22 protein-coding genes and 1 other annotated feature are annotated in these 25595 nt (G+C 46.7%); of the genes, 1 reads left to right on the top strand and 21 read right to left on the bottom strand.

What is annotated here, in order from left to right:
• Nucleotides 1-29: 29 nt before the first annotated feature.
• From uvrC to AA84_RS0108330, 8 genes are all read right to left on the bottom strand, one after another.
• Complete coding sequence (gene uvrC / locus AA84_RS0108365; RefSeq protein WP_028976832.1) at nt 30-1811, bottom strand: excinuclease ABC subunit UvrC; 1782 nt, start codon at nt 1809-1811, stop codon at nt 30-32.
• Between the two features lie 362 nt (nt 1812-2173).
• Entirely contained in the window at nt 2174-2491 is a 318-nt protein-coding gene (trxA, locus tag AA84_RS0108360; RefSeq protein ID WP_028976831.1) for a thioredoxin, read from the bottom strand.
• 95 nt (nt 2492-2586) lie between these two features.
• On the bottom strand, nt 2587-4938 hold the full coding sequence (locus AA84_RS0108355; protein WP_028976830.1) for an endonuclease MutS2: 2352 nt from the start codon (nt 4936-4938) through the stop codon (nt 2587-2589).
• Between the two features lie 58 nt (nt 4939-4996).
• Nucleotides 4997-6766, bottom strand: a complete 1770-nt coding sequence (gene polX, locus AA84_RS0108350; protein WP_172968996.1) for a DNA polymerase/3'-5' exonuclease PolX — start codon at nt 6764-6766, stop codon at nt 4997-4999.
• A gap of 52 nt (nt 6767-6818) precedes the next feature.
• Nucleotides 6819-7370 carry a CvpA family protein gene (locus tag AA84_RS0108345; RefSeq protein WP_037563299.1) on the bottom strand — a complete coding sequence of 184 codons (552 nt, stop codon included), beginning with the start codon at nt 7368-7370 and terminating at the stop codon, nt 6819-6821.
• A 538-nt stretch (nt 7371-7908) separates the two neighbouring features.
• Nucleotides 7909-10326 carry a phenylalanine--tRNA ligase subunit beta gene (pheT, locus tag AA84_RS0108340; protein WP_028976827.1) on the bottom strand — a complete coding sequence of 806 codons (2418 nt, stop codon included), beginning with the start codon at nt 10324-10326 and terminating at the stop codon, nt 7909-7911.
• A gap of 16 nt (nt 10327-10342) precedes the next feature.
• A complete protein-coding gene (gene pheS / locus AA84_RS0108335) occupies nt 10343-11380 on the bottom strand; it encodes a phenylalanine--tRNA ligase subunit alpha (RefSeq protein ID WP_028976826.1) in 1038 nt (345 codons plus the stop codon).
• A 52-nt stretch (nt 11381-11432) separates the two neighbouring features.
• Nucleotides 11433-11664, bottom strand: a binding site (T-box leader).
• An 81-nt stretch (nt 11665-11745) separates the two neighbouring features.
• Nucleotides 11746-12504: a TrmH family RNA methyltransferase gene (locus AA84_RS0108330; protein ID WP_037563298.1), complete on the bottom strand. Its 759-nt coding sequence runs from the start codon at nt 12502-12504 to the stop codon at nt 11746-11748.
• Between the two features lie 166 nt (nt 12505-12670).
• Between AA84_RS0108330 and sspI the strand changes: the two genes are divergently transcribed.
• A complete protein-coding gene (sspI, locus tag AA84_RS0108325; protein ID WP_028976824.1) occupies nt 12671-12874 on the top strand; it encodes a small acid-soluble spore protein SspI in 204 nt (67 codons plus the stop codon).
• 65 nt (nt 12875-12939) lie between these two features.
• Here the strand turns inward: sspI and AA84_RS0108320 are convergent, their stop codons facing one another.
• The 13 genes from AA84_RS0108320 to polA form a co-directional block, all read right to left on the bottom strand.
• On the bottom strand, nt 12940-14097 hold the full coding sequence (locus tag AA84_RS0108320) for a GNAT family N-acetyltransferase (RefSeq protein ID WP_028976823.1): 1158 nt from the start codon (nt 14095-14097) through the stop codon (nt 12940-12942).
• Nucleotides 14098-14387: 290 nt separating this feature from the next.
• Nucleotides 14388-14744 (bottom strand): 50S ribosomal protein L20, encoded by a 357-nt coding sequence (gene rplT / locus AA84_RS0108310; protein ID WP_028976822.1) that lies wholly within the window; start codon nt 14742-14744, stop codon nt 14388-14390.
• A 67-nt stretch (nt 14745-14811) separates the two neighbouring features.
• Nucleotides 14812-15006 (bottom strand): 50S ribosomal protein L35, encoded by a 195-nt coding sequence (gene rpmI, locus AA84_RS0108305; RefSeq protein WP_010023946.1) that lies wholly within the window; start codon nt 15004-15006, stop codon nt 14812-14814.
• A gap of 75 nt (nt 15007-15081) precedes the next feature.
• On the bottom strand, nt 15082-15585 hold the full coding sequence (gene infC / locus AA84_RS0108300) for a translation initiation factor IF-3 (protein WP_028976821.1): 504 nt from the start codon (nt 15583-15585) through the stop codon (nt 15082-15084).
• Nucleotides 15586-15929: 344 nt separating this feature from the next.
• The gene (locus AA84_RS0108295; RefSeq protein WP_028976820.1) at nt 15930-16511 is read right to left on the bottom strand and encodes a DJ-1 family glyoxalase III; all 582 of its coding nucleotides are present in this window, start codon (nt 16509-16511) and stop codon (nt 15930-15932) included.
• Nucleotides 16512-16684: 173 nt separating this feature from the next.
• Complete coding sequence (locus AA84_RS18995) at nt 16685-16837, bottom strand: YrzI family small protein (protein ID WP_160168710.1); 153 nt, start codon at nt 16835-16837, stop codon at nt 16685-16687.
• 536 nt (nt 16838-17373) lie between these two features.
• On the bottom strand, nt 17374-18201 hold the full coding sequence (locus tag AA84_RS0108285; RefSeq protein ID WP_028976819.1) for a putative sporulation protein YtxC: 828 nt from the start codon (nt 18199-18201) through the stop codon (nt 17374-17376).
• A 92-nt stretch (nt 18202-18293) separates the two neighbouring features.
• The gene (gene dnaI, locus AA84_RS0108280; RefSeq protein ID WP_028976818.1) at nt 18294-19226 is read right to left on the bottom strand and encodes a primosomal protein DnaI; all 933 of its coding nucleotides are present in this window, start codon (nt 19224-19226) and stop codon (nt 18294-18296) included.
• Between the two features lie 24 nt (nt 19227-19250).
• The gene (locus AA84_RS0108275; RefSeq protein ID WP_028976817.1) at nt 19251-20624 is read right to left on the bottom strand and encodes a replication initiation and membrane attachment family protein; all 1374 of its coding nucleotides are present in this window, start codon (nt 20622-20624) and stop codon (nt 19251-19253) included.
• Between the two features lie 66 nt (nt 20625-20690).
• On the bottom strand, nt 20691-21170 hold the full coding sequence (gene nrdR / locus AA84_RS0108270; protein ID WP_028976816.1) for a transcriptional regulator NrdR: 480 nt from the start codon (nt 21168-21170) through the stop codon (nt 20691-20693).
• Nucleotides 21171-21255: 85 nt separating this feature from the next.
• On the bottom strand, nt 21256-21855 hold the full coding sequence (gene coaE / locus AA84_RS0108265) for a dephospho-CoA kinase (RefSeq protein ID WP_028976815.1): 600 nt from the start codon (nt 21853-21855) through the stop codon (nt 21256-21258).
• Nucleotides 21852-22691: a DNA-formamidopyrimidine glycosylase gene (mutM, locus tag AA84_RS0108260; protein WP_028976814.1), complete on the bottom strand. Its 840-nt coding sequence runs from the start codon at nt 22689-22691 to the stop codon at nt 21852-21854. Before mutM ends, coaE begins: the two co-directional genes overlap by 4 nt.
• Before the next feature lie 56 nt (nt 22692-22747).
• Entirely contained in the window at nt 22748-25378 is a 2631-nt protein-coding gene (gene polA, locus AA84_RS0108255; protein ID WP_037563291.1) for a DNA polymerase I, read from the bottom strand.
• Between the last annotated feature and the right edge of the window lie 217 nt (nt 25379-25595).

The raw sequence follows: 25595 nt of genomic DNA, 5'->3' as shown, positions 1-25595 counted from the left end.
ACAAACCTCAACCGCCGAAACAATACCTTTTAATCGTTCTGATCCAAATAAGTACGCACCGATTCAGCAACTTTCTCCGGAAGCCCTGCCTCATGCAGTTCCTCTCTGCTCGCTTCTCGAATTTTTTTCATCGAACCAAATTTTCGCAGCAGCATCTGTTTTCGCTGATTTCCAATTCCCGGAATATCGTCAAGGAGCGAATGAATCATCGCTTTCGCCCGAAGCTGGCGGTGGAACGTAATCGCAAATCGGTGGACTTCATCTTGAATGCGCTGCAGCAGATAGAACGCCTGACTGTTACGGGGAAGCGGAACCGGCTGCGACGGTTCGCCGACCACCAGTTGCGCCGTGCGATGCTTTTCATCTTTTGCCAACCCGGCTACCGGAATATACAGACCAAATTCATTTTCCAGCACATCAATCGCTGCGGATAACTGGCCTTTGCCTCCATCAATTAAAATCAGATCCGGCAGCGGCCTATTTTCTTTTAGGAGGCGTCCGTAGCGGCGGCGCACAACCTCACGCATGGTCGCAAAGTCGTCCGGCCCATTCACCGTCTTGATCCGATACTTGCGATAGTCGCTTTTCTTTGGACGGCCATCTTCAAAAACAACCATCGCTGAAACCGGATCTGCCCCTTGAATGTTTGAATTGTCAAAGGTTTCAATGCGGCGCGGCGCCGGCATATCGAGCGCTTCGCCCAACTGTTCGACCGCGCCAATGGTCCGATTTTCATCACGTTCAATCAGTGCAAATTTTTCTTTCAACGCAATGCGTGCATTTTTTACGGCCATTTCAACCAAATCTTTTTTTCGTCCGCGCTGTGGTTGGATTACATCGGTTTCCAGCATTTGCGCGATTAACGCTCGGTCCACCGATTGCGGAATCAGCACTTCTTTCGGCTTCAAATGATTCTGATGGCTGTAAAATTGACCGATAAATGTTAGAAAATCTTCTTCCGGTTCCTGATAGAAAGGAAAAAGAGATACTTTTCGTTCAATCAGCTTGCCTTGGCGCATGAAAAAGACTTGGACACACATCCAGCCTTTGTCAAAGGAGTAACCGAAAACGTCACGATCATCCAGATCATTAAAAATAATTTTCTGTTTTTCCATGACCGTTTCAATATTATTGATCTGATCGCGCAGCTCTTTTGCCTTCTCGAAGTTGAGTTGATCGGAAGCTTCCAGCATTTCCTGCTTCAGTTTCCTCTTCACGTCCTTATAACCCCCGCCGTTAAGAAATCGGGTGATCTCCTCTGCCATCGTCCTGTAGGTTTCTGGAGGAATTTCGTTGACGCAAGGGGCTAGGCATTGGCCGATATGATAATAAAGACAGACGCGGTTCGGCAAGGTACGGCATTTTCGCAGCGGATAGAGATGATCCAGAAGCCGCTTCGTTTCATTCGCTGCGGTGACGTTCGGGTACGGGCCAAAATACTTGCCACTCTTGCGATTGACTTTACGTGTGATGATCAGCCGCGGATACTTTTCAGAAGTTAATTTAATATAGGGATAGCTTTTATCATCCTTGAGCATGATGTTGTAACGCGGCTCGTACTTTTTAATCAAATTAATCTCTAGAAGCAATGATTCAATTTCTGATGAGACCACGATATATTCAAAATCGGCAATATCAGCAACCAGACGCTGTGTTTTGGCATCGTGAGACCCGCTGAAATACGAATGTACGCGGTTAAATAAGTTTTTCGCTTTGCCGACATAGATAATTTCGCCTTGGCTATTCTTCATCTGATAACAGCCCGGCTGTTTGGGAAGAAGGCTCAATTTTTCTTTAATTTTTTCATTTATCATTGATGATCATCCTTTAACTGCAGTTAGAAAAACCAACAAGCTCGAGCTTACTTCCGCAGGATGCGCCGGTTTTTTAATTTTCAGGCTGACGTTGGTTTGTAGCTTTGCGGTTGTGCATCAACGCTTCGGTTGCTCGCTTGCCGCGGGCAGTCCGGAAACCTCCTCGGCTCTTGGCAAAATGCCTGCGGGGTCTCCACCTGGCTTGCATCAACAAGGTGCAATCTCGCGGGCGTGCCCGAGCATATGAGCATTTGCTTCACAGGCTTTCCTCGACCAAACGCATAGACCTTGCAAAGAAAAGCCGGGGCGGCTTTGCGTCTGCAAATCGTCCCGGCTTCTTTGGTTGCATTCAGTTCGAATCAGCCGATGTGCTGTTTAATCCGTTCTGCCAGTGCTTCTTTCGGCTGGAAGCCGACAACTTTGTCAACCACTTCGCCGTCTTTGAACAAGAACATCGTTGGGATACTCATAACCCCATATTTGCTTGCTGTTGCTTGATTTTCATCAACATCCAGCTTCACAATTTTTAGATTATCCGCTAATTCAGAATCGACTTCTTCAAGAACCGGGGCCATCATTTTGCATGGTCCGCACCAAGTTGCCCAAAAGTCGGCAAGGACAAGTCCCTTAGAAGTTTCATCCGCAAAATTTGCGTCGTTTACTTGACTAATCGCCATTTCAGAAAAACCTCCTTGATTAAATCAGAATGCCTTATGAAACAAAGTATAGCATGTGCAATGATTTGATGCCATTATTCAGCTTGAGCACTAAATCACTTAAATTCAACAACAGTGACACCGCTTCCGCCTTCACCTTGCGACCCAAGTCGCGCGTTTTTCACGCGTGGATGACGGTCAATTAACTTGGTGACGCCTTTTCGCAACGCCCCCGTTCCTTTCCCGTGGATAATCGAGACGCGTGCATAACCGGCCAGCATGGCTTCGTCAAGGTATTTCTCGACGCGTCGCATTGCATCTTCATAGCGCTCTCCGCGAAGGTCAAGTTCCGGTCGGACGGTTTGGGCAGCTGTTCGAACATTCACGACTGGTTTCGCTTGTTTCTTCTCCTTGATCCGTTTCAAATCATTTGCTTTCACATTCATTTTCAGAATCCCGGCCTGAACCAAATAGTCTTGATCGCTGATTTTGCTGACAATGTAGCCTTCCTGACCGAAGCTGATAATTTTCACCGTATCGCCAGGATGAAAACTACGATCCAACTTCTGTTCCGGTTTCTTGACTTGATCGGAATCCTTTGGCTGCAATGAATCCAGTGCGTGTGTCAGCTTGGTTTTGGCATCGATGAGCTGATGTTCCTTTACATTGCCGCTGTGCTGGTAGTTACGCAGTTCCTCAATAATTTCTTCTGCCTCACGCCGTGCACCGCTTAGTGCTCGTTCTGCCTTTTCACGCGCTTTGTTAAGAATTTCTTCCTTTGACCGCTCCAATTCATTGAGCTTTTTGGTCAGATCCGCTTCACGTGCCTCAACCTCGAGCTTCAGCTTGCGTGCTCGCTCTTCTTCGCGCTCTGCGGTTTTTCGATTTTGCTCGAGTGAGGCAATCATTTTATCGACCTGATTCGTTTCCGTGCTGATTTGAAGCTTAGCGCCAGCAATGATCTCTGCCGGCAGACCTAATTTTCGAGAGATTTCAAAAGCATTGCTTCGCCCCGGCACGCCAAGCAGCAATCGATAGGTTGGGCTCAACGTTCCGACATCGAATTCGACGCTGGCGTTCATCACGCCTTGCCGCTCGTAAGCATAGGCTTTCAACTCACTGTAGTGCGTCGTGCAGACAATCGTTGCCCCTTTACCATAAACCGCGTCTAAAATCGACATTGAGAGCGCTGCACCCTCCTGGGGATCGGTTCCCGCACCCAGTTCGTCAAAAAGAACAAGACTGTTGAAGTCTACCCGTTTTAAAATCGCAACAATATTGGTCATATGTGAAGAAAAAGTACTCAGGCTCTGCTCAATTGACTGCTCGTCGCCAATATCAGCAAATACTTCACGGAACACACTAGCTTCTGATCCTTCATCAACTGGAATTTGCAGCCCGGACTGGGCCATGAGCGTCAGCAGTCCTGTTGTTTTCAATGAAACGGTTTTCCCGCCAGTATTGGGGCCGGTAATGATCAGTGCGTGTGTTTGCTCATCAAATAGAACATCAATCGGAACGACACGTTGGCGATCAATGAGCGGATGACGCGCTTTTTTCAACCGAATAATCCCTTGATCGTTCAGTTTCGGGCGAGTTGCTTTGATTTCGTGCGCATAACCGGCTTTGGCAAAGATAAAATCCAATTGCGCCAGTACTTCTATGTTCTCAAGCATCACTTCCGCGTACTCGGAGGTTTCCTCAGAGAGGGCGCGTAAAATCCGTTCGATTTCATGGCGCTCCTTTGCTCGTGCTTCACTCAGTTGATTGTTCAAGTCAACAATTGCCTGAGGTTCAATAAATAAGGTGGCTCCGGAAGCAGACTGATCATGAACAATACCGCCAAACGAAGCACGGTACTGCTGTTTGACCGGGATGACCTGACGATCATTTCGAATGGTTATGATTGTTTCTGAAAGCATTTTTCCGCTCGAACGGACGATGTTTTCCAGCTTTTGTTTCACACGGCTGTCACATGTACGAATCTGTCCGCGAATATGCCGAAGCGCAGGACTTGCCGAATCCATGACGGCGCCTTGATCATCAATCGCACGACGAATCTTTCGTTCTAATTCGCCCGGAGGATCAATCGTTTCCGTGCACTCCTGTAAAATGGGAAGTTCGAGTTCTTGATCTTCAATTAAATTCAAAATAAACTTCTTCATCAGGCGAGCGCCGCGAATCGTGTCGGCAAGATCAATCAACTCTCTGGCTTGCAGTAACCCGCCGATTTTTGATCGTTTGAGTGCCGGACGAACATCGGTAATGCCGCCAAATGGTACGGAACCCTTGAGACGCAGTACGGTTGCTCCTTCATCGGTTGCTTCTTGCATTTCTATGACTTTATCTAGCTCTCCTGATGGTGTGAGCGCATGGATCAGCCCTTTTCCAAGTGATGAGGCCGTATGGCGCATTAACTGTTGTTTAATTTTTTTGTAGTCGAGAATGCTTAGTGCGTGTTCGTTCAATCATGACATCTCCCTCAACTTGAGGTTGTTTCTTTATCGATTCTCGTGCAAAATTCGTTTATTCCGTTGTGACCGTTATACCGGATTTTTGCTGATGTAAAAAGGTCTTTAACTGTGCTTCGCTCCAAGTGTTCAGCACCGTTTGCGGTCGAATTCCCGCTCGGATTGCTGTTTCAACGCCAAGCGCCATGTCATTCATCATTTCCATCGAATGACTGTCCGTATCAATGGCAATTTTTACACCTGCATCCTGAACCTTGCCCAGCCATTTTGCGGATAAGTCCAGCCGGAATCGGCTGGCATTTAATTCAAGCGCTGTTCCCGTCTCTTTTGCGCGTTCAATTAACCGCTCCACATCAACAGCATACCCGCGTCGTTTACCAAGTAATCGGCCGGTCGGGTGGGCAATCAGACGGACATAGGGGTTGCGGCAGGCGTTCTCCAGCCGTTTCATGATTTGGCTCTGACTCTGTGAAAAGGAAGAATGAATCGAAGCAATAACGAAATCAAGCTGGGCCAGCACATCATCCGGATAATCCAAGGATCCGTCCGGCAAGATATCCATTTCAACACCCGCATAGAGTGTGAAATCATCAAAGCGCGCATTGATTTTCTCAATTTCTTCGCGCTGGCGCAACAACCGCTCACTGCTTAATCCATGAGCAACACGCAGGGAATGCGAATGATCGGTCAAGCAGGCATAAGTATACCCTTTCGCTCGCATCGCTTCAGCCATTTCAGCGATCGTATGTGCCCCATCACTCCAGGTCGAGTGCATATGCAGATCCCCTTTAATATCAGACAAGTGAATCAGAGGCAGCGGACCTTTCTTCGCCCACTCCAATTCATCTTTACCCTCGCGAGCTTGCGGCGGAATGAAGCTGCAGCCAAAGTCGCGATAAATCGCAGACTCCGTTGTGAATGTACGTACTGAACCGTCCTCACATTCAATCCCATATTCGCTGATTTTTTCATTGCGCTCCTTGGCGAGACGACGAAGCAGAACATTGTGTTCCTTTGACCCGGTAAAATGAAGCAGCATCGATGCATACGTTTGCTTCGTTGCATAGCGAAAATCGACCGATACATGATTCGGATCATCTAAAATGACGGTCATCTTCGCTTCGCCTTTGCCGACCACTTCGTGTATCGGCAATTCTTTTAACAATTGTTCTGAGACGAATTCAGGTTCATCGGTTTCAATGACGAAATCCAAATCCTTCATCTTCTCCTTCGTGCGTCTCAAGCTCCCTGCCTTTGAAAAGCGAGCGATAGCCTCGATGGATTGGAGAATCTGTGCCAATTGTTCTGACAAGTCAAGCATGTAAGGGAGCGCAAGCTGTGCCGGACGCTTTTGTTCATTTAAAGCTTGAAGGATGCGTTCCTCACTTTTCGCTCCGAAACCGGACAGTGCACGCACCTTCTCTTGTTCACAGGCGGCTCTCAAGGTGTTTTGATCGACTACACCCAGTTCTCGATACAATCTGCCGATCTTTTTCCCGCCAAGCCCGGGCAACCGCAGCAGATCAAGCAGCCCGCTCGGAATCTCTTTTTCGAATGCCTGCAACACTGATGATCTGCCGCTGCTCATCAGTTCATCAATGACCATTGCTGTTGATTTGCCGATACCCTTCAGCTTGCTGACGTCCTCAATTTGATCCATCGACCGTGGATCATTCTCAAGTGCAAGTCCGGCACGATGATAAGCGGCAACTTTGAACGTATTCTCGCCCTTAATTTCCAAATATAATGCAATCGTATCTAAGTGTTTGATGATTTGTTTTTTATCCACAATTGTCACCTTTGAGTGCTTATTATTCGCATGCATCTAGCTAGAAACACTGTCAGTTAGGTTAAAAACCGCATGTGCTCCATTATCGTCAGCCGATTAATCCGGCAAAAGCAACCCATATTTCTTTCAGCAGGTTGGAAAAGTACGGCGTGTGGGTGATCATCGACTGAGCGAGCGAGGATTTATCAATGGCTGATTGAATCTCGCTGACAGGCGTTAATGAGCCCGCGTAAAGTAAAAAGAATAAGATTAAATAAATCTCTGCGAAACCAAGAACCGCTCCGCCTAAGTGATTGACTGAGCGCAAGATTGGCAATTCAGCCAAAAAGTTAAGCGTCGAGCCGAGAATATTCAAGATTATTTTGGTTGCAATAAATAAGATCACAAATGCGATCGCGCGATAATAAGCGGTCTGCAGGTCCATCGTCCCGAGAAATTGAAACATTCCGCTTTCTGAAGCAGAGGTTGGAAATGGAATCCAAAATTTCAATGTGCCTGCCAATGGTTTAAAGTACATAAATGCGACAATATAGGCGATGATAAAACTCGCCAAATGCACGAGCTGCAAAATTAAACCGCGCCGAAAACCATTAAAAAGTCCTGAGGCGAGCAGAATAATTAAAATGAGCGTGAGAAGCATAAGATCTATCCCAACTTTCTTTTTTTGCATCATTTCGAGCTGTTCACAATCATTCTTAAAACTTAGCGATTAAAGCCGCTTTTTGTCTTTATCATATCAGAAACGCAAGCGATTGAAAAACAACTTCCATGTATGAACTCCTCTCACTTAGATAGAGAGACTGGAAATTAACAAGTTGTTTGAAAAACCAAGTTGTGCTTGATCCTTACTTCCGCAGGATGCGGTGGCTTTCGCGTTGCATACAGGACGTACTTTCACAGGATGTGATGACTTTCGCGTTGCATACAGGACGTATGCGCACTTAGCGAAAGTTCCTTTAGAAAAGTTCCTTCATACATGTATGATGGTCTCCTGTCTTTTCGGTGCTGAATCGTCGCTCCGATTGCTCGCTTGCCGCGGGCGCCCGAGCTCCTCCGCTTTGATTCTTAACCAAGCCATGGGGCTATGGGTTTGTAGATGGGGCAATATCATAAGTTTTCTTTGCCTGCAAAAAAAGACCAATGCGATTCGCTCGCACTGATCTTTTCGTCATTCTGATTTATCCGCGCAGTTCTGCTCCAAATTCATCAGCGCAGGCTTTGATAATCTTTTCATGCACTGCGTTTACTTCATCATCGGTCAACGTGCGTTCCGGGTCTTGGTAGACAAGCGAGAATGCAAGTGATTTCTCGTCGTCTGCGACATGGGAACCTTCATAGACATCGAAGAGACGGAGCGAATGAAGCAGCGGCGCGCCATTTTTGCGAATGACACGGTCAAGATCGGACGCTGCTGTTGCCCGCTTCACAACGAGTGCAATATCGCGCGTTGTCGATGGAAAACGCGGCAGCCCCTGATAGGTGATGCCCAGTTCACCATGACGGATCAACGCGTCAAGGGCAACTTCAAAAACAAACGTTTTATTCAGATCGTTATCCTTCTCAACTTTTGGATGAAGGGCGCCGACATAACCGATAACCTCTCCATTTCTAAGAATATCAGCAGTTTGTCCAGGATGCATGCCCGAACGCTTCGCTGGTTGATAAGAAATCTGGCTGCTCACACCAAGTGCATCAAACAGTGTTTCAACAATTCCCTTTACCGAGAAGAAATCAACATCGTTTGCTTCGCCTTCCCAGGTCCGCTCACTGCGTTTGCCGGTAATTATTCCCGCCAGATGTTCTTCCTCCGCAGGTCGTGCTGCGCCGGCAACAGGCAAAAATACCTTTCCAATTTCATAAAACTTTACATTGGGCATTTGCCGATTGAGATGGTAGTGCACCACATTTATCAGTTGCGGGATCATGCTCTGACGCAAAGCCGCATGCTCTTCGCTCATCGGCCAAATGACTTGCGTTGGCGCTGCCTCTTGATTGCGAACTGCATAAGATGCTACGCTTTCCTTTGTCGTTAACGAATAGGTGTATACCTGACTGAGCCCTGTTCCTTCCATCAGCGCCTCGACCCTGCGACGTGCCTTCTGATACGGAGTAAGGGCCGCATGTGCCGATGTGCCTTCAGGCAGTGTCGCCTTAATGTGGTTATAACCGAAAACACGGCCGACTTCTTCAACGAGATCTTCTGGAATGGTTACATCAAAACGTCGAGCCGGGACGGATACATGCATGGTATCGCCCTCGGTTTCAACAGAAAAATGCAACCGTTTCAGCGTACCGGTGATCTCTTCAAGCGTCAGTTGGGCACCAAGCACTTGATTAATCTTTTGCCACGGCATCGTAATCATGCAATCTGGAACCGTTCGTTCGCCGGCATCGACAATCCCGCGCAGAACGGTCGCATCAGCAAACTGAGTCAGCAATTCCGCTGCACGATCCGCTGCGGAAACAACGCGATTGCGATCAATTCCTTTTTCATAACGGCTGCTGGCATCGGAGCGCAGCTGCAGTCTGGCAGCCGTCCGGCGAATGGAAATCGAATCGAAAACGGCTGCCTCAAGCAAAACATTTTTCGTTGCTGCAGAAACTTCCGTATTTTCGCCGCCCATCACACCGGCGACTGCTACACCTTGCTTGCCGTTAGTGATCAGAAGATCCTCGTTTGTCAGCTTGCGTCGTTGTCCATCCAGGGTCGTGATTTCTTCATTCTCTCCCGCTGCACGAACCAGTACGCGTTCCGATCCGAATTGATCATAATCAAACGTGTGGAGCGGCTGCCCGTATTCCAGCATGACATAGTTTGAACTATCCACAACATTGTTAATTGGCCGAACGCCGGCCGCGATCAATCGAAGCTGCATCCAGCGCGGGGAAGGCTTCACATTAATTCCGGTCAGCAGACGTGCACCGTAATAAGGAACTTTTTTCGGGTCGGCAATCATGACCTGAATCTTCTCACTTGCCTCTTGATCCGACTCTTCAACATGCGGTTTGGCTAAGTGAAGTGGACGGTCAAGAATCGCGCTGACTTCATAGGCAACACCGATCATATTCATACAATGCGCACTGTTCACTAAAATATCCAATTCCAGAAGTGCATCATCCAAATTTAAGAAAGGAAGCGCATCCGCCCCGACTGGCACTTCGTCATCAAAGACGTAGATCCCGTCTGCGTATTCCTTTGGTACATAATTATGATCAAAGCCCAGTTCATCTAGCGAACAGATCATTCCGTTCGACACTTCACCGCGCAATTTAGCCCGTTTGATTTTAACATTGCCGGCGATTCTTGCACCGACCGTTGCAACCGGTACTTTTTGACCGGCAGCAACATTTGGCGCACCACACACAATTTGCACCGTCTCACTGCCAAGGTTCACTTGGCATAGATGCAGCTTTTCTGCTTCCGGATGCTGCGTGCATGACTCAACTTTGCCGACAACGATTCCTTTTAATCCTTCGCCGGGATAATTGAGATGTTCCACCTCAATTCCGGCGTTGGTAATTTTATTTGCTAAATCTTCCGGTGTAATACCGTCTAAGTCAACGTAGTCCTGAAGCCAATTATAAGAAACCAGCATGGTTTAATTTTCCTCCTTAAGCCCGATAAAATTGTTTTAAGAAACGAATATCGTCGGTGTAGAAATGGCGAATGTCTTCAATCCCGTACTTCAGCATCGCAATCCGTTCCGGTCCCATGCCAAATGCAAAACCGGTATACTCGCTCGGGTCAAACCCAGACATCCGAAGGACATTCGGGTGTACCATTCCGGCACCGAGAATTTCAATCCAGCCGGTTCCCTTGCAGACGTTGCAGCCATGACCGCCGCACCTGAAACAGGAGATATCCATTTCCACCGATGGTTCGGTGAATGGAAAGAAGCTTGGACGCAGACGGATTTCACGATCTGCCCCGAACATATGCTTGGCGAATACCGTCAGAATTCCTTTTAGATCGCTTAAGCGAACCTTGTGATCCACATAGAGTCCTTCGATTTGCATAAACTGATGGGAGTGCGTCGCATCGTCATTATCGCGGCGGTATACCTTGCCCGGACAAATAATTTTCACCGGGCCAACTCCTTTATGCTTCTCAAGCGTACGTGCCTGCACCGGTGACGTATGGGTACGCATCAGAATGTCATCCGTAATATAGAAGGAATCCTGCATATCGCGAGCCGGATGATCCTTCGGCAAATTCAGCGCTTCGAAATTGTAGTAGTCTTGCTCGACTTCAGGTCCTTCTTCAATCGAGAAGCCTAAACCGATAAACAAATCCTCCACTTCACGAATGATTGATGCGAGCAAATGATGGCTCCCCGGTACGGTTTTTCTTCCCGGCAGCGTGACATCAAGTTTCTCCGATTCGAGTTTCAGGTCAAGCAGTCTGGCTTCTAAATCGGTCTTCTTTTCTTCAATTCTCGCAGCGATCAATTGACGAACCTCGTTGGCAAGCTTGCCGACATCCGGCCGTTCTTCCTTGGAAAGCTTACCCATGCCTTTCAAAATTTCCGTAATCGGTCCTTTTTTGCCGAGAAAACGGACATGCGCTTCTTGAAGTGCCTTCAACTCATCCGCTGAGTCAATGGTGCTCAGTGCCTGCTGACGCAGCTCAAGCAATTTCTCTTTTAACATCTGTCTTCATCCCTTTGCACTTTTTTCGGAAAGCAAAAAAGCTCCGCCCCTGAAAAGGGACGAAGCGTCGCGGTACCACCCTCGTTGACAGTCTCTGATCGACTGTCCACTTAAAACGTTTAACGGCGCGTGCCGGCGCATTCTAGACCGGCATGTCTACCGGTGTTCAAACGGCAACTCAAGAGTGAATTCATTCGATCCGACCCATAAGCAGGCTTCCAGTCGACGGCCTGCTCTCCCTGAATGGTAAATATCGAAGTACTGCTCTCCATCATCGTTTTTCCATTCATATCGGTTCATCTCATGAAACATGAATCCGATCTTTCACTTATGCGTGTACTCCTAGTATAGGCAATTCAAGTCGCTTATGCAAGCCTTGCTGATTCAAGCCAATAAAGCAGAATACCGGATGCCACGGCGACATTCAGCGATTCAGCACGGCCAGCCATCGGGATCTTTACCTGCCGATTCATTTGTGCCAACAGTTCCGGTGACGCCCCGTTGCCCTCATTGCCGACAACGAGTCCATAATGAGGACTGGACACCTTAACCTGATGCAGCTCATCGCCTTGAAGGGAAGAACCATATAATGGAATGTTCAGCTGTTTCATTTCGTCAGCCAGCGTAAACAAGTTCTTATGGATCACCGGAAGATGGAAGTGCGACCCTTGCGCGGAACGCAGCGTCTTCGCATTGTAGCCGTCAACACACCCATCCCCGAGATAGATCGCGTCCAGTCCGAAAGCGTCCGCAGTTCGGATCAGCGTCCCTAGATTTCCTGGGTCTTGTACCCCGTCAACGAGTAAAAAACGTCCCGGTTTAAGAGCAAGCGATGAGCTTTTCATATCACAAACAGCAATAATGCCTTGTGGGGTTTCCGTTTGTGATAACTCGGTAAAAATTTTGTGGGTCACCTGAAAGACTTCAATAGAATCAAGCGGCCAATCAGCTGGAAGATGAAAAGCTTCATCAATCAGAATCGAGTGCACATGTTCCTTGGCAGAAAAAACCGCTTCCTGTGCAAGATGCGGTCCTTCAATCAAATACATTTGCTCCCGTTCGCGCCATTTTCGCGTTTTTAATTTTTTCCATAACTTAACTTTTTCGTTTTGCAAAGACACCATTCGACGCACAATGAGAACTCCTTCTAAGCAGTAAACACGCGGCATGCTCGCTGCTTTGTCTATTCAATCTGTACTTATACCCAATTTTTTCGCATAATTGCGCTTTCGCTACCCATACTATACCATAGTTCAACTCATTTCATTGCTAGAAAGGAGCATGTCATTCATGGATTTAGACATTCGCCGTGCTGTGCTGCATAATCTATCGGGCAATAATAAGCAGCAACTGCAAGATACCGTGGTTGATGCCATTCAAAACGGTCAAGAAAAGATGCTTCCCGGCCTCGGTGTTCTCTTTGAAGTCATTTGGAACAAGGCCGATTCTTCGTTTCGCGATCAAATGCTGGCGCGTCTAGAACAAGGTGTCTAACAAGCCGCAAGGCAACAATCGGGAGCTTAGGCTTCCGATTGTTTTTGTTTCCGCGCAAAATGCATTTAAAAACGATCCGTTTTCCAGCAAACAAACGCATTCTTTTGAAAGAGAGAAGCATAAGGCTGCTTTTTCTCATCCATTCCAAGCAGAAGATCATGAATGAAATCCGTTTCATCGCGTTCAATGAACGTTTGAAAAGTGATCGAGTCGCTCGGCATTGCCGCAGTCACTTGCCCCTTTTCACGATAAAAAAGAATCGTTTCAGAACCGACGCTTAACAAAAGACGTTCCCCACCCGTCAGGTGCTTCGAAAAAATCGGCTCCAGTTTCCGGCAAAGCTTAGGAAGCCGTATGACTTTCCACATCGTCCTTGTATTGTCTTGGCGATGCGCGCCCCATCGTTCAAACCATTGCCGCAGCGCATGAGATTCCGGCATTTGTACACTCATCATTTTTCCTCGAGGCCAAGCTTCTATCACACGGTGCACTAATGCAGGTAGAGCTGCTTCATGTCCTGGCAGATAACAGCATTCCTGCAGACCGACGCTTTCGTGATCGAATGCTTCCCATCTGAGATAGGCAACCAATTGCTGATTACAAAAAGCAGCGAAACCGCCACCTGCTCGATTGTTCAGCCACTTGAACTGCCCGTTCCAGTAAGCCGCTGATCGAATCGTCGGACCGACTAAGGATTGATTAAACCTGTCATAAAGCATCGCGATGTCGTTGCGATCCTGTTCCTGCAATGCGCGAATAAGATAAAGCGCGTTTCCCTTAGACTCTTCCGGTATGTGCGTAACTTCAAGCACGTGTTCTTTCACACGCAGCACATGCCAATCTTCTTTTTCATAAAAAGCAGGAATTCCTGTATAGAGCATCGACAGATCGAAGTCATGTTCGATCATCCATTTCGATTGTTGATTCAACAAGTTTCGCACAAGATGTCTGCCGCGATATTCAGGCCGTGCAGCAACATTGCCAATCCCGCCGCATTTCAGTGCAACCCCATCATAGTTAAGAAAGAATTGGAAAAGATGAACAGCGGCAGCCAAATGCCCGTTCACTTTGGCAATCCATGTATGGCGCCAATTCGTGTTTGGATCCCATTCAATTCTGTCTTTAAAGAATGCGCAGTCCTTCTGAAAAACGTCGCTCCACAGGCTGAGCGCAGCATTCCATTCCTCACCGTTTTCTGCTTGCCTGATTTCAATTGTGTCCATTTCGACCCCCGTACTCCAGCACTATAAATTTCTAGATTCTTAATGCGGCGATCCCTTCTGAGTTAGAATTCATACAGCTTTCATTCATCAACGCTATGCTTTGAACAGCTGCTCGCTTGCCGCGGGCGATCCGGAAGTCTCCTCGGACACGGACTTTCCTGCGCTGATCTGTTCGAAGTTTTCATCACCATGCAAAGCGCTGCCAGAGGAACCCATAAGTTTCAAAGCAATAAAACAGCACCCCAGCCATACAAAAAATACGGCAGGAGTGCTTGTTTTAACGGGTAAAATTATTTAGCTGCTGTTTTTGCTTTTTCAGCGAGTGTTGCAAATGCTGCTGCATCGTTAACGGCGAGGTCAGCGAGCATCTTACGGTTTACTTCAACGCCTGCTTCTTTCAAGCCGTAGATCAGCTTGCTGTAAGACAGTCCGTTCAAGCGTGCTGCTGCATTGATTCGTGCAATCCACAGTCTGCGGAAGTTGCGCTTCGTTTGACGACGGTCACGATAAGCATAAGTCAGGGATTTGAAAACCTGCTGTTGTGCAACTTTAAACAGTTTGTGTTTTGCGCCGAAATAACCTTTTGCTAATTTTAATACTCTTTTGCGTCTGCGACGAGTCACATATCCGCCTTTAACTCTTGCCATTGAAAAAACCTCCTAGAATAAGCCGCCTGCTGCGACACTAAAAATGAATCGTTCTTTGACGTTAAAATCAGTTGTTGATCAGTTTCTTGAGCTTGTTAGCTAGAGTTGGAGTTGCAATTGCGCTCTTATCCAAGTTGCGCTTTTGCTTGTTCGACTTATGGCTGAACATGTGGCTCGTGTAGGCGTGTTCCCGTTTGAACTTGCCGGTACCGGTCTTCTTGAAACGTTTTGCGGCACCTTTGTGTGTTTTCATTTTTGGCATAACTAAATCCTCCTAGTAAAATCCGTTTTTCAGAACAGCACGTGCTGTCATTCAAAACGCAGTGTAATTGCTCGATTATTTATCGACTTTAGGTGCAAGCACAAGGAACATGCTGCGTCCTTCCATCTTCGGTCTCGCCTCAATAACGCTAACATCGGCACACTCTTCAGCGAGCTTCTCAAGCACTTGGCGTCCGAGATTTGAGTGCGTAATCGCGCGTCCTCTGAAGCGAACGGACGCCTTGACCTTGTCACCCTTTTGAAGAAATTTCTTGGCGTTGCGCATTTTTGTATTGAAGTCATGTTCTTCAATACTCGGGCTGAGCCTGATTTCTTTAAGATTGATGACCTTCTGGTTCTTTCGTGCTTCCCGTTCCTTCTTCTGCTGTTCAAAACGGTATTTCCCGTAATCCATGATTCGGCAAACCGGCGGCTTGGCACCTGGTGCAACCAGCACGAGATCGAGGTTCACATTCTGAGCCATCGCTAGTGCCTCTGCTTTCGACTTAATGCCGACCTGTTCTCCGTTCTGACCAATCAGACGAACCTGTTGTGCACGAATACCTTCGTTGACAATCATATCTTTGCTAATATTGAGCCACCTCCAAATAAAATTAAGCAAATCGCTGGCTATTTGAGCAAACAAAAATGCGGGCGCAAAAACGCCCGCATTGACCATACATTCGTTAATTCATACCTGGCAACAACATAAAATGCGTCGAACAGGTGAGAAGCCGGGCGCCTCTGCTTTACTCTTTAGTAAATTCATCTAATACTATATCATGCACTTGCTTTTCATGCAAGTTAAAATTGAAAAACTTGCCCGCTTACCGCAGGCAGTTCATCACGTCTTCGTACCCGCCGGTGCCTGTACGTATGGTTTACAGCGTTTCGTTGTACTAAGATTCTTATCTTTCCTATTCATTAATAAAAGATCTTTTCACGATTTTCAATGAGATAATCGAACATCATATCACGGCTGACTTGTTTCGCTTCGTCTTGCAAACCAAGCTGGCGCAAGATTTCCAATGCAAAAGGAAGCGTTGTACCCGCTGCGCGAGAGGTAAGAAGCTTCCCTGAAACCACAATCGGCTCCTCATGATAAGCCGCTTGTTTGATGTGATCCTTGAAATCCGGATTGCTCGTCGCCGTTTCGCCTTTAAGCACGCCGGCTTGCTCCAGTGCAATCGGTGCGGCACAGATTGCTGCAACCAGCTTCCCATTCTCTTTGTAGGCACGAATCAATTTCTGCGCGCGTGCATCGTCACGAAGCGTCTTGGCACCCTTTGCGCCTCCTGGAAGATAGATGCCGTCAAAATCAAGAAGTCCCTCACTGTCAATCGACACGTCGGCTTTCACAACAATCTTACGTGAGCCTTCAACAAGCGGCGTATCGGCAACTGAAGCAAGCACCACGTCAACGCCTCCGCGGCGCAAAACATCAATCGCTGTAACCGCCTCAGTCTCCTCAAAGCCTTTGGCAAGAAGGACTAGAAATCTTTTCATCATCGTTCACTCCCATTGTTGTTGCTCTGCTGTTATCGTATCATATCGACTGGGCCATTCACAGTGCAGCACAGTTAAAGAAATTGTGTCCCCTTTCCAAAACGTGCGCGAACCCCCACAATAATGCCGTTTAACATTAACAACGCCTCCCATCAAAATTTTTTTAGAAATCATTACCGAATATAGCGTTCGTATTCAAAACGTTTATCAAGCATTTTTTCATGAATTGCTTTAATTCTTTTACGATCTTCGTAGCGTTCATGTGCTGATTTCGTCTTTCTGATTGATACTGTAAAGGTTAGCGCAAACAGATTAAACTTAACCATTTTCTTACCTCCCCTCCTTAAAAGATGTGGGTCGTGAAAGAATTCTCGTTGTTCCATCGGTAATTGCAGCTCTGCAGATGCGTGCATCATTCATCATCCTTTCTTAGTCGTCGTGGACCGGCCGCTGATTGCGCGGCAGTCTGAAAAAATTTATATAAAAGCACAGCGTCCAGCGCAGGCTTTATATACCATATATTGGTAAATTAAGTATAAAAAAAACCGCAAAGGCATCGCCAATACGGTTTTAAGCGCACAAAAATACCGCAGGCACTATGACCTGCGGATTCGTTCAGTCATTAAGTTTAACCACTAACCACCATTTGAACAGATGATTAATGCATGAATGAATCCGTGGAGGTCATCCGAACTCTATATGCAATTGGATTTCTTTTAACGTTCATTCCAAGTGTCATCATGTTTTGATGACCTCCTTTCGTCAATTTACTTTTCTAGTATAGATGGAAATTATTACAATGTAAACCCGAATCCATACATTAGCTGTAATATTTTTCCTTATTTTTCGACTTGATTCGCCTTTATTGTGATACGCGATGTCCACTGGTCATATGCAGGGAGGACGGAACAAAGCAGACACGGTCTTCGAAAACCCGATGCAACGTTTTCATCACACCATAATCCGGGCGATCGGTATAGACAATGACTTGTTTCGGTGCCAGGGCAATCAAAGAAAGGACAATCGAGGGCTCTGCCTCAATCCCCCATTGTTTTAAGATCGGGTAAAAGGATCGAACCGATTGAATGTTACGAATAAGATGATGACGCTCGTCATAAAGTTTGAAAGGCTGTTCATCATAGACTTCAATCTTCTCGCAAAGCGGTTTATAGGCGCGAATGATGCGACGCAACTTGTCAATAAAAACTTGATACTCCTGCTCCAGCTTGTACTCATCGATCGCAATCTCGACATAGCGTCTTAGTGCTTTTCGATAAGCGGTTAAACGAAAGCGAACGATGGATGCGAACGAAACGCTATGATGCTCCTGCAAAATACCTTCAAGCGCATCCATGATAATCGTACGCCGATCCTCAAGCACTTCTGTCTGAGGCAGATCATTTTTTTCGCCGGCAAAGATTGCGAATACAATGTTTAAAATAGCAACCTGTTCCTCCGGGTCTGTAAAATAGTAATAGTTTTTAATAATGGTCATAATCCATTTTTTTTCATAACGTTCGCTAATATAACGGGCAATTAACTGCGCAAATTCTTTATAATCCGTCGTTTTTTCCGGAAAAACAGCCAGTCGACTGTTAATAAGCATCACACCAGTTACTTGTCTAAAAGAAGAAGGCAAATTCCGATAGAATTCTGCAGCCTCCTGCCGGGTATCAAAATCAATCTCCAATGGTTCATCCTCCCCGTCCCAACTTATATAAAGACTATATGGGAGGAAGTCCTTATTCATGCACTTTTGTTTTCATTTTTTTAGACTTTTAATCAACGCCGATTGACACCGGTCATTTCAACCAATTGGGTAAAATGGCGGATACGTTCCATTAAACGCTTTGCCTTTACATGTTCAATCCCGCTTTTTTGCGAATAGGAGAAATGATCTTCTAGTTCGTCATAGGTGAAGTTCGACGTGTAAAGGGTCGGTAAATGATCCATCATTCGGTATTGAAGAATACTACCGAGGACTTCGTCGCGTACCCACGGTGTAATGGTTTCCGCACCGATATCATCAAGGATCAGGACTGGTGTCTTTTTCAAGACTTCTAATTTCTCATCGACCGAATGGTTCTGAATCGCTCCTTTTATTTCTCTGAAAAAGTCGGGTACGTACACAATAAGCGAGGCAATATGGCGCCGTTCAGCGAGTCTCTTCATGATTGCACCCATCAAATAGGTCTTGCCGACACCAAACTCGCCGCAAAGATAAAGACCTTTAGTCTCCGAGGGATTATTTAGGTAACGCTTTACAAATTCTCCCGCCGCCAAAATCGCTTCCTGCCGGCCGCCTTCTTCCTTATCAATGGAGTCAAACGTTGCGTTCAATACGTCTTTCGGCACATAATAGCTGTGGATGAGATTACTTTGTCGCTGCTTTACTTCCTGTTCTTCAAGAAGCGGGCATCGAACAAAGGTCAAGGACGGTGTCCCTTTGTCATTCACTAATTGAGGGCGGTAACCCTTCATCATGTTCGGACAGTGGTCGAGTCCCGGACAATGCGCACAAGCCTTTCGTTCCGTGACGAACTGAAACAGCCGTGACGCGTTTCTTGACCAAGCCGCTTCATCAATATCCGGATTTTTTTCTGCAAATTCACGAACATCTGGGTGAGTACGCAGCTCGTTTTCTAGTTGACTCCACTGCTTCTGCACATTCCGGCCCGCTGACAACGTTTTAAATAGTGAACCTAATGAATCCATGTAAGGCACCCCCTTTTGATGTTGTTAAATTTGATTCAAATAGTCTTCAAGCCACTTGGCTCTCTGTTTTACCGCTTCTTCATTCGCTTTGGTTTGTTTCTCTGGTTTCTTCGGCCGCTTCATCCATTCCGGAATGACCTCCTGATGCTCTTTTCGAACTGAGGTGCGGGCTGAAGCCGCCGTTCGGTTTGCAGGAGGCTTTTTCATCTGCTTCCGTTTCTTCTGTTCCTCACGTGCATAGTTCATCGCCTGACGTACGGTTGTCACATCCGCCCGTGCCCATTGTGCGGCGACTTTTTCGACGAATGCTTTGTTTAATTTATGATCATTGACTTGCGAAATATAGTCAATCAATACATTAATTACACCTGGGTTCATCTTCGTGTCGAACATTAAATTTTCAATGAGTCTCAAATCCGGTCCTGCCGGCTTACTGCCTTGTCCAAGCGCTTCAAGCAGTTGATACGGGGAATTGCGTTCATACCACGCAATCAACTGTTCTTCTTCGGTTTGTGGCTCTTTCTCTGTAAATTCCCGTTGCGACTCCGGCTGTATCCGTTCGTAAAGTGCCGGCATTTCATCTGCACCATGTTCAAGCAGATAGAAATCACGAACCTCTTTACGCAGTGCCTCGATATCGACCTCTCCGGTATGAAGCGCCGCTGCTTGCACCGCCTTGCTCATATCATACGGTTCAGTACGGTACACGAAAGCAAGTTTATCAATCGCCTGGCGCACGTCTTCGGTCAACGCATCCTCATCAACAATAGCATCAGACAAATACGTCATCATTTGCTTAAAGTCAAAGTGTGTCTTTAGCCCGACCTTCGGCGAAGTCGCGCGGTTCGCCCATGAACCGTCCGTCTTCACATGATTGCGCTCATCATTCGTCTCTGAAGCAGGGACCGATTTGAAGACTTCATCAAATGATGCAGATACATCTTCATAGTCGACGGTATTTACCCTGTGAACGGCGAATAATTCTGTAAGACGTTTGTATTCACGTGCACCGATCTGACGATATAAAAACAAATTTAAAAAACCGTCTTTGAAAAATCGATTCGGCGTGAGCGGCGGTTCTAGACGATAGACAAACTGACCGGGGGCTGCCTCCTTTTTTTTCAAAGTTTCCAGCAAGCCCACGGCCTCAAGTTTCTTTCTCGCTTTTAAAATACGATCCAAAGACAAGTTCATCGAACCCATTAAATGATGATGGGTTAAATGTTCTTCTGAAACATCAACTTCCTGCCAAAGCGTAAAATACAGACTTGCTGCTTCGATACCAATGAGCGGCTGATACAGCAGTGTTACGACTCTTTGGTCAAAAGAATGAAGCAGTCCGTTTGTCTCAACGCGATAATGATCGCCCGGCAGCACTTCCTTCCAAGACTGCAGCATGTCTTTATCCCCCTGCTCTGCATCAATTTTGCATCAATCCATACTTTTTCATTGTCCGGACAAAATTTATTTCTTGTTGTTTTTCTCTTTTTCCAGCTGATCTTTTAATTCTTGTATTTTTTTCGCAAAAACATTGATATCTGTAAACTGTCTATATACAGAAGCAAAGCGGACATACGCGACCTCGTCCACCTTCACCAATTCATTCATCACACGTTCGCCGATTTCATGGCTGTTCACTTCAGAACGCCCTTCATCGCGCAGCGCTTTTTCAACATCGTTGGCAAGCTGCTCGAGACGTTCGAGTGGAACCGGACGTTTTTCGCACGCTTTAATCAGCCCGCGCAGCATCTTCTCGTGGCTGAAAGCTTCGCGGTTATCCCCTTTTTTCACAACGACCAAAGGCGTTTCTTCTACCTTCTCAAACGTTGTAAAGCGATGATGGCACAATTCACATTCTCTACGTCTGCGGATGGCACGTCCATTATCGACAGGGCGTGAATCCAGCACTTTCGTTGCCATTTGTTTGCAATTCGGACAGCGCATTATTCTCACTCCATTCGCTGTTATCGATAAGCTTATTGTATCCTACTGGACAACGGATGAAAAGCCGCGTGAGATGTACCTAGACTTAACAATCAAACAGCCCATTGCAAAACAGTGCACGGATCTGTTCTTCGGTTTTCTTTACAGAGCCGTTGTTATCAATGATGGCATCTGCTCGCTTTGCTTTCGCTTCAAGAGACATCTGCGCATTAATCCGATCACGCGCTTGTTCCTCAGCAAGGCCGTTCCGCTTCATCAAACGTTTTAATTGCTCCTCCGGGGTTACATAAACAACCAACGTTTTATCCGTCCAGGTCTCAAGACCGCTCTCATAGAGCAATGGGATATCCAAAAAGACGATCGGCTCCCTGCGCTTCTCCAGTTCGTCTAACTGCTGAAGCATGCGTGTTCGAATCAAAGGATGCAAGAGTTCATTTAACAGCTTGCGTTTCTTGTCATCCTGAAAAATGAGCGCGCCCAGTCTCTTTCTGTCCAATGCACCACTGGGCAAAAGCATCCCTTTACCAAAATGGCGTACAATTAAGTCCAGCCCTTTTTCTCCAGGTGTAACAACTTCTCGAGAGACGCGATCAGCGTCGATCACCGGATAGCCATGCGCGATGAGCCAGCGTGAAACCATACTCTTCCCGCTGGCAATGCCTCCGGTTAAGCCTATTTTGATCATTGCTTTGAACGCCTAGGCTGGCATATCGGGCAATAGTGTGTGCCACGACCGCCGACCTTGATTTTTTCAATCGCAGTCCCGCAGCGTACGCACGGCTCCCCTTTCCGCCCATAGACCGCAAGCTCCTGTTGGAAGAACCCCATATGCCCTTGACTGTTTACAAACGTTCGAATCGTACTTCCACCAAGGGTGACCGCTTTTGTCAACGTGTCCACAACCGCATGATGCAGCTGCTCCAGCTGCTCCGTGCTCAGGCTTGATGCAGGGGTAAGCGGATGAATCCCGGCTTTAAACAGCGATTCATCGACATAGATATTGCCTAAGCCAACCACAACCGTCTGGTCAAGTAATACTTGTTTAATTGAGCGGCCGGTTCGCGAAAATGCTGCGGTTAGGTAATCAACCGTTAAGTCCTTTGAGAGCGGCTCTGGCCCTAATTTTGCAAGCGGCGGATGCTGCCATTCCTCACCCTTATTAAAGAGATGCATGGTTCCGAACTTACGCACATCACGATAACGAAGCGCCGTATCATCGGTAAAATGAAAGATCACATGCGTATACTTATCAATCGGCGCGTACTCCGGATCCAAGCGATAGCGCCCCTCCATACGCAAATGCGAGACAAGCACTGACTCATCCAAACAGAAGAGCAGGAACTTCCCCCGCCGCTTTATATCGTGAATCGTCTGCCCGATAAGTGCGTGCTTAAACTGATTAAGATTATCCGGGCGCCGGATGATCTTCGGCCAGCGTACCTCAACTTCTTTCACCGTTTTCCCCAAGACAAGCTGTGATAATGTCCGTTTGACGGTTTCAACTTCTGGTAATTCCGGCAAATCGCTCACTCCCAACTAGCCAAGCAGCGCCGTTGAGTCGGCGCCAAACGCTTTCTTTATTTTGCATCGTACCACGTCGGTCCGTATGAGCACTCGACTTTCAGTGGCACGCGAAGTTCAATGGCATGCTCCATCACTTCAGGAACAATGCGATTCATGATACCGAGTTCGTGTTCCGGGACCTCGAAAATCAATTCATCGTGCACCTGTAGCAGCATCCGGGTTTGCAATTTTTCTTCTTGAATCCGATGATCCATATGAATCATCGCTTGCTTGATCACATCGGCGGCGCTGCCCTGAATCGGCGTATTCATCGCCGTTCGTTCGGCGAAACTGCGTCGATTGAAATTGCGACCGTTAATATCCGGCAAGTAGCGGCGACGGTTCAACAGGGTGGTCACATACCCATCTGTTTTCGCCTTTTGAACGATGGTTCTCATATAGTGATGAACCCCCGGATAGCTCTTTAAGTATTGCTCGATAAATTGTGCCGCTTCTTTACGCGTAATCCCAAGATTCTGCGATAGTCCATAGTCGCTGATCCCATAGATGATGCCGAAATTAACGGCTTTCGCATGGCGCCTCATCAACGGTGTCACTTCATTTTCGGTTACACCAAAAACATCCATTGCTGTTTTTGTATGAATATCCATATTTTCAAGAAATGCCTGTTTCAGGTTTTCATCGTCGGCAATATGTGCGAGCACACGAAGTTCGATTTGCGAGTAATCGGCGGAAAAAATCTGCCAGCCTTCTTCACTTGGAAGAAACGCTTTGCGAATCTTGCGACCTTCTTCAAGTCGAATCGGGATATTCTGCAAGTTCGGATCTGTTGAACTCAGTCGGCCGGTTTGCGTCAATGCCTGATTGTAGACGGTATGCACGCGTCCGGTTTCCGGATGGATAACTTTAAGCAATCCCTCAACATAAGTGGATTTTAATTTGCCAAGTTGCCGGTAATCAAGAATCTTATCAATGATCTCATGGCGGCCACGCAGTTTCTCAAGAACATCGGCTGCAGTCGAGTAGCCTGTTTTCGTTTTTTTAATTGGTGGTAGCTGCAATTTTTCGAATAGAATTTCGCCAAGCTGCTTCGGTGAATTAATGTTAAACGTCACACCAGCCATTGAATAAATAGCATGTTCTATAATTTCAAGCGTACGATCAAGTTCTCCGCCCATTGCTTTCAATGTTTCACTGCTTGTTTTTATCCCCGTATATTCCATTTTAGCCAACACATGAGCCAGCGGTAGTTCCAGTTCAAAAAGCAGCTCCCTCTGCTTGTTTTCAATAAGCTCCTGAATTAATTTCGGTTCAAGCTGCAGCAATGCGGCCGCTTTTTTGCCCAAATGCTGCGCCTGTCCGTTCCCTTCAGGAATTTTCTGTTTTGCACCCTTTCCATAGAAGGCTTCATCGGTTTCGACATTGCTGATGCCGCGTTTATTCGCCAAAAGAGCCAGATCCTGCCCCGCTTCTGATGGGTCGATCAGATAAGCAGCAAGCCGAACATCAAACGCTGCGCCGTGCAAGCTTAACCCGCGCCATTTTAAGGCAACTTCTGCTGATTTGCTATCAAGCAGCACCTTCTTCATTTTTGGATCTTCTAGCCATTCTCGAAACGCGTCATCCTTAAGGGCGTGTTGTGTTTCAATAAAATAGGTACCGGTTTTATTCGAAACAGCGATTCCGGTGATGTCTGCATAGTGATAGTTCTCATCAAGCATTTGGAGAATCAATGCACTCGGAGAGACAAGCTGATTCGATTGAAAATGAGTAACCGTTTGGACAGCAATGTCTTTCTTTTCGGTCTGAGATTCATCCGAACCGGCAACATCAATTTTTTCAAGCAGTGATTGAAAGCCCAGTTCGTTAAATAGATCTCTCAACTTACTTGTAAATTCACGTGTATAGCTGCATGCATCGGGCGTAATCTCAAGCGGCGACTCTCTGTCAATGGTTGCGATTTTCTTACTCAACAGTGCTTGTTCTTTATTGGTTTCCAGCTTTTCCTTCAGTTTTTTACCGGATACCTGTTCAATGTGTTCGTAGACACCTTCGACGGTCTGAAATTGCTTCAACAGCTTGATTGCCGTCTTCTCGCCAACTCCGGGCACACCGGGAATATTATCCGAAGCATCGCCCATCAGCCCTTTAAGGTCGATGACTTCTTGAGGATTAATTCCATACCTTTCCTTGACCTTCTCAATATCATAATCAACCGTATCAGTGATTCCTTTACGGATCAGTGACACGCGTACGCCTTGATCGACCAGCTGCAAATAGTCCTTATCCCCAGTCACAATGCGCACATTAAACCCATTGCAGCTTGCCTCTCGAGCAAGCGTGCCAACGATATCGTCCGCTTCATAATTATCCAGCTCGTAGCGCCGAATACCCATGGCATCAAGCAATTCGTGAACGAGCGGAAATTGTTGAGACAGTTCCGGTGGTGTTTTCTGGCGGCCGCCTTTATATTCTTTGTACGTTGCATGGCGAAATGTTGTTTTTCCTGCATCGAAAGCGACAAGCAAATGCGTTGGCTTTTCCTCTTCAATGACGCGCATCAGCATCATCGTGAAGCCGTATACGGCATTTGTATACATGCCTTGATTATTACTTAATAGCGGCAGCGCAAAAAAAGCGCGATAAACAACATTATTGCCATCAATTAAGACTAATTTATTCATAACGTTCCTCCTGAAAAGCACCAAAAAGTTTTATGCATCACCCGTCAAACCGGGCAAACGTTCGTTTTTCTTATCTATCATTAAGCCTTCATCTATGTGACAAAATGACCCCTGCCGTTAAAATCACGGCAGAGTCGATTCTGTACGCTTGTATGTGGTCAATTCACTAATCTTGTGCTTGAGTGAAACTTGTCCGACTAAATAAAAAAACCTGCGC

The organism is Sporolactobacillus terrae DSM 11697, from assembly GCF_000648615.1.
Lineage (GTDB): Bacteria > Bacillota > Bacilli > Bacillales > Sporolactobacillaceae > Sporolactobacillus > Sporolactobacillus terrae.
Note: the sequence above shows the minus strand (reverse complement) of the source record. Positions and strands in the feature narration are given on the sequence as shown.

Coding starts and splice junctions, on each gene's coding strand:
- trxA (WP_028976831.1), bottom strand. CDS start 2,491: ATGGCGATTAGTCAAGTAAACGACGCAAATTTTGCGGATGAAACTTCT.
- polX (WP_172968996.1), bottom strand. CDS start 6,766: ATGCATGCGAATAATAAGCACTCAAAGGTGACAATTGTGGATAAAAAA.
- AA84_RS0108345 (WP_037563299.1), bottom strand. CDS start 7,370: ATGCTTCTCACGCTCATTTTAATTATTCTGCTCGCCTCAGGACTTTTT.
- pheT (WP_028976827.1), bottom strand. CDS start 10,326: ATGCTGGTTTCTTATAATTGGCTTCAGGACTACGTTGACTTAGACGGT.
- pheS (WP_028976826.1), bottom strand. CDS start 11,380: ATGTTAAAAGAGAAATTGCTTGAGCTGCGTCAGCAGGCACTGAGCACC.
- AA84_RS0108330 (WP_037563298.1), bottom strand. CDS start 12,504: ATGGTGTCTTTGCAAAACGAAAAAGTTAAGTTATGGAAAAAATTAAAA.
- sspI (WP_028976824.1), top strand. CDS start 12,671: ATGGATTTAGACATTCGCCGTGCTGTGCTGCATAATCTATCGGGCAAT.
- AA84_RS0108320 (WP_028976823.1), bottom strand. CDS start 14,097: ATGGACACAATTGAAATCAGGCAAGCAGAAAACGGTGAGGAATGGAAT.
- rplT (WP_028976822.1), bottom strand. CDS start 14,744: ATGGCAAGAGTTAAAGGCGGATATGTGACTCGTCGCAGACGCAAAAGA.
- rpmI (WP_010023946.1), bottom strand. CDS start 15,006: ATGCCAAAAATGAAAACACACAAAGGTGCCGCAAAACGTTTCAAGAAG.
- infC (WP_028976821.1), bottom strand. CDS start 15,585: ATGATTGTCAACGAAGGTATTCGTGCACAACAGGTTCGTCTGATTGGT.
- AA84_RS0108295 (WP_028976820.1), bottom strand. CDS start 16,511: ATGAAAAGATTTCTAGTCCTTCTTGCCAAAGGCTTTGAGGAGACTGAG.
- AA84_RS18995 (WP_160168710.1), bottom strand. CDS start 16,837: ATGGTTAAGTTTAATCTGTTTGCGCTAACCTTTACAGTATCAATCAGA.
- dnaI (WP_028976818.1), bottom strand. CDS start 19,226: ATGGATTCATTAGGTTCACTATTTAAAACGTTGTCAGCGGGCCGGAAT.
- AA84_RS0108275 (WP_028976817.1), bottom strand. CDS start 20,624: ATGCTGCAGTCTTGGAAGGAAGTGCTGCCGGGCGATCATTATCGCGTT.
- nrdR (WP_028976816.1), bottom strand. CDS start 21,170: ATGCGCTGTCCGAATTGCAAACAAATGGCAACGAAAGTGCTGGATTCA.
- coaE (WP_028976815.1), bottom strand. CDS start 21,855: ATGATCAAAATAGGCTTAACCGGAGGCATTGCCAGCGGGAAGAGTATG.
- polA (WP_037563291.1), bottom strand. CDS start 25,378: ATGAATAAATTAGTCTTAATTGATGGCAATAATGTTGTTTATCGCGCT.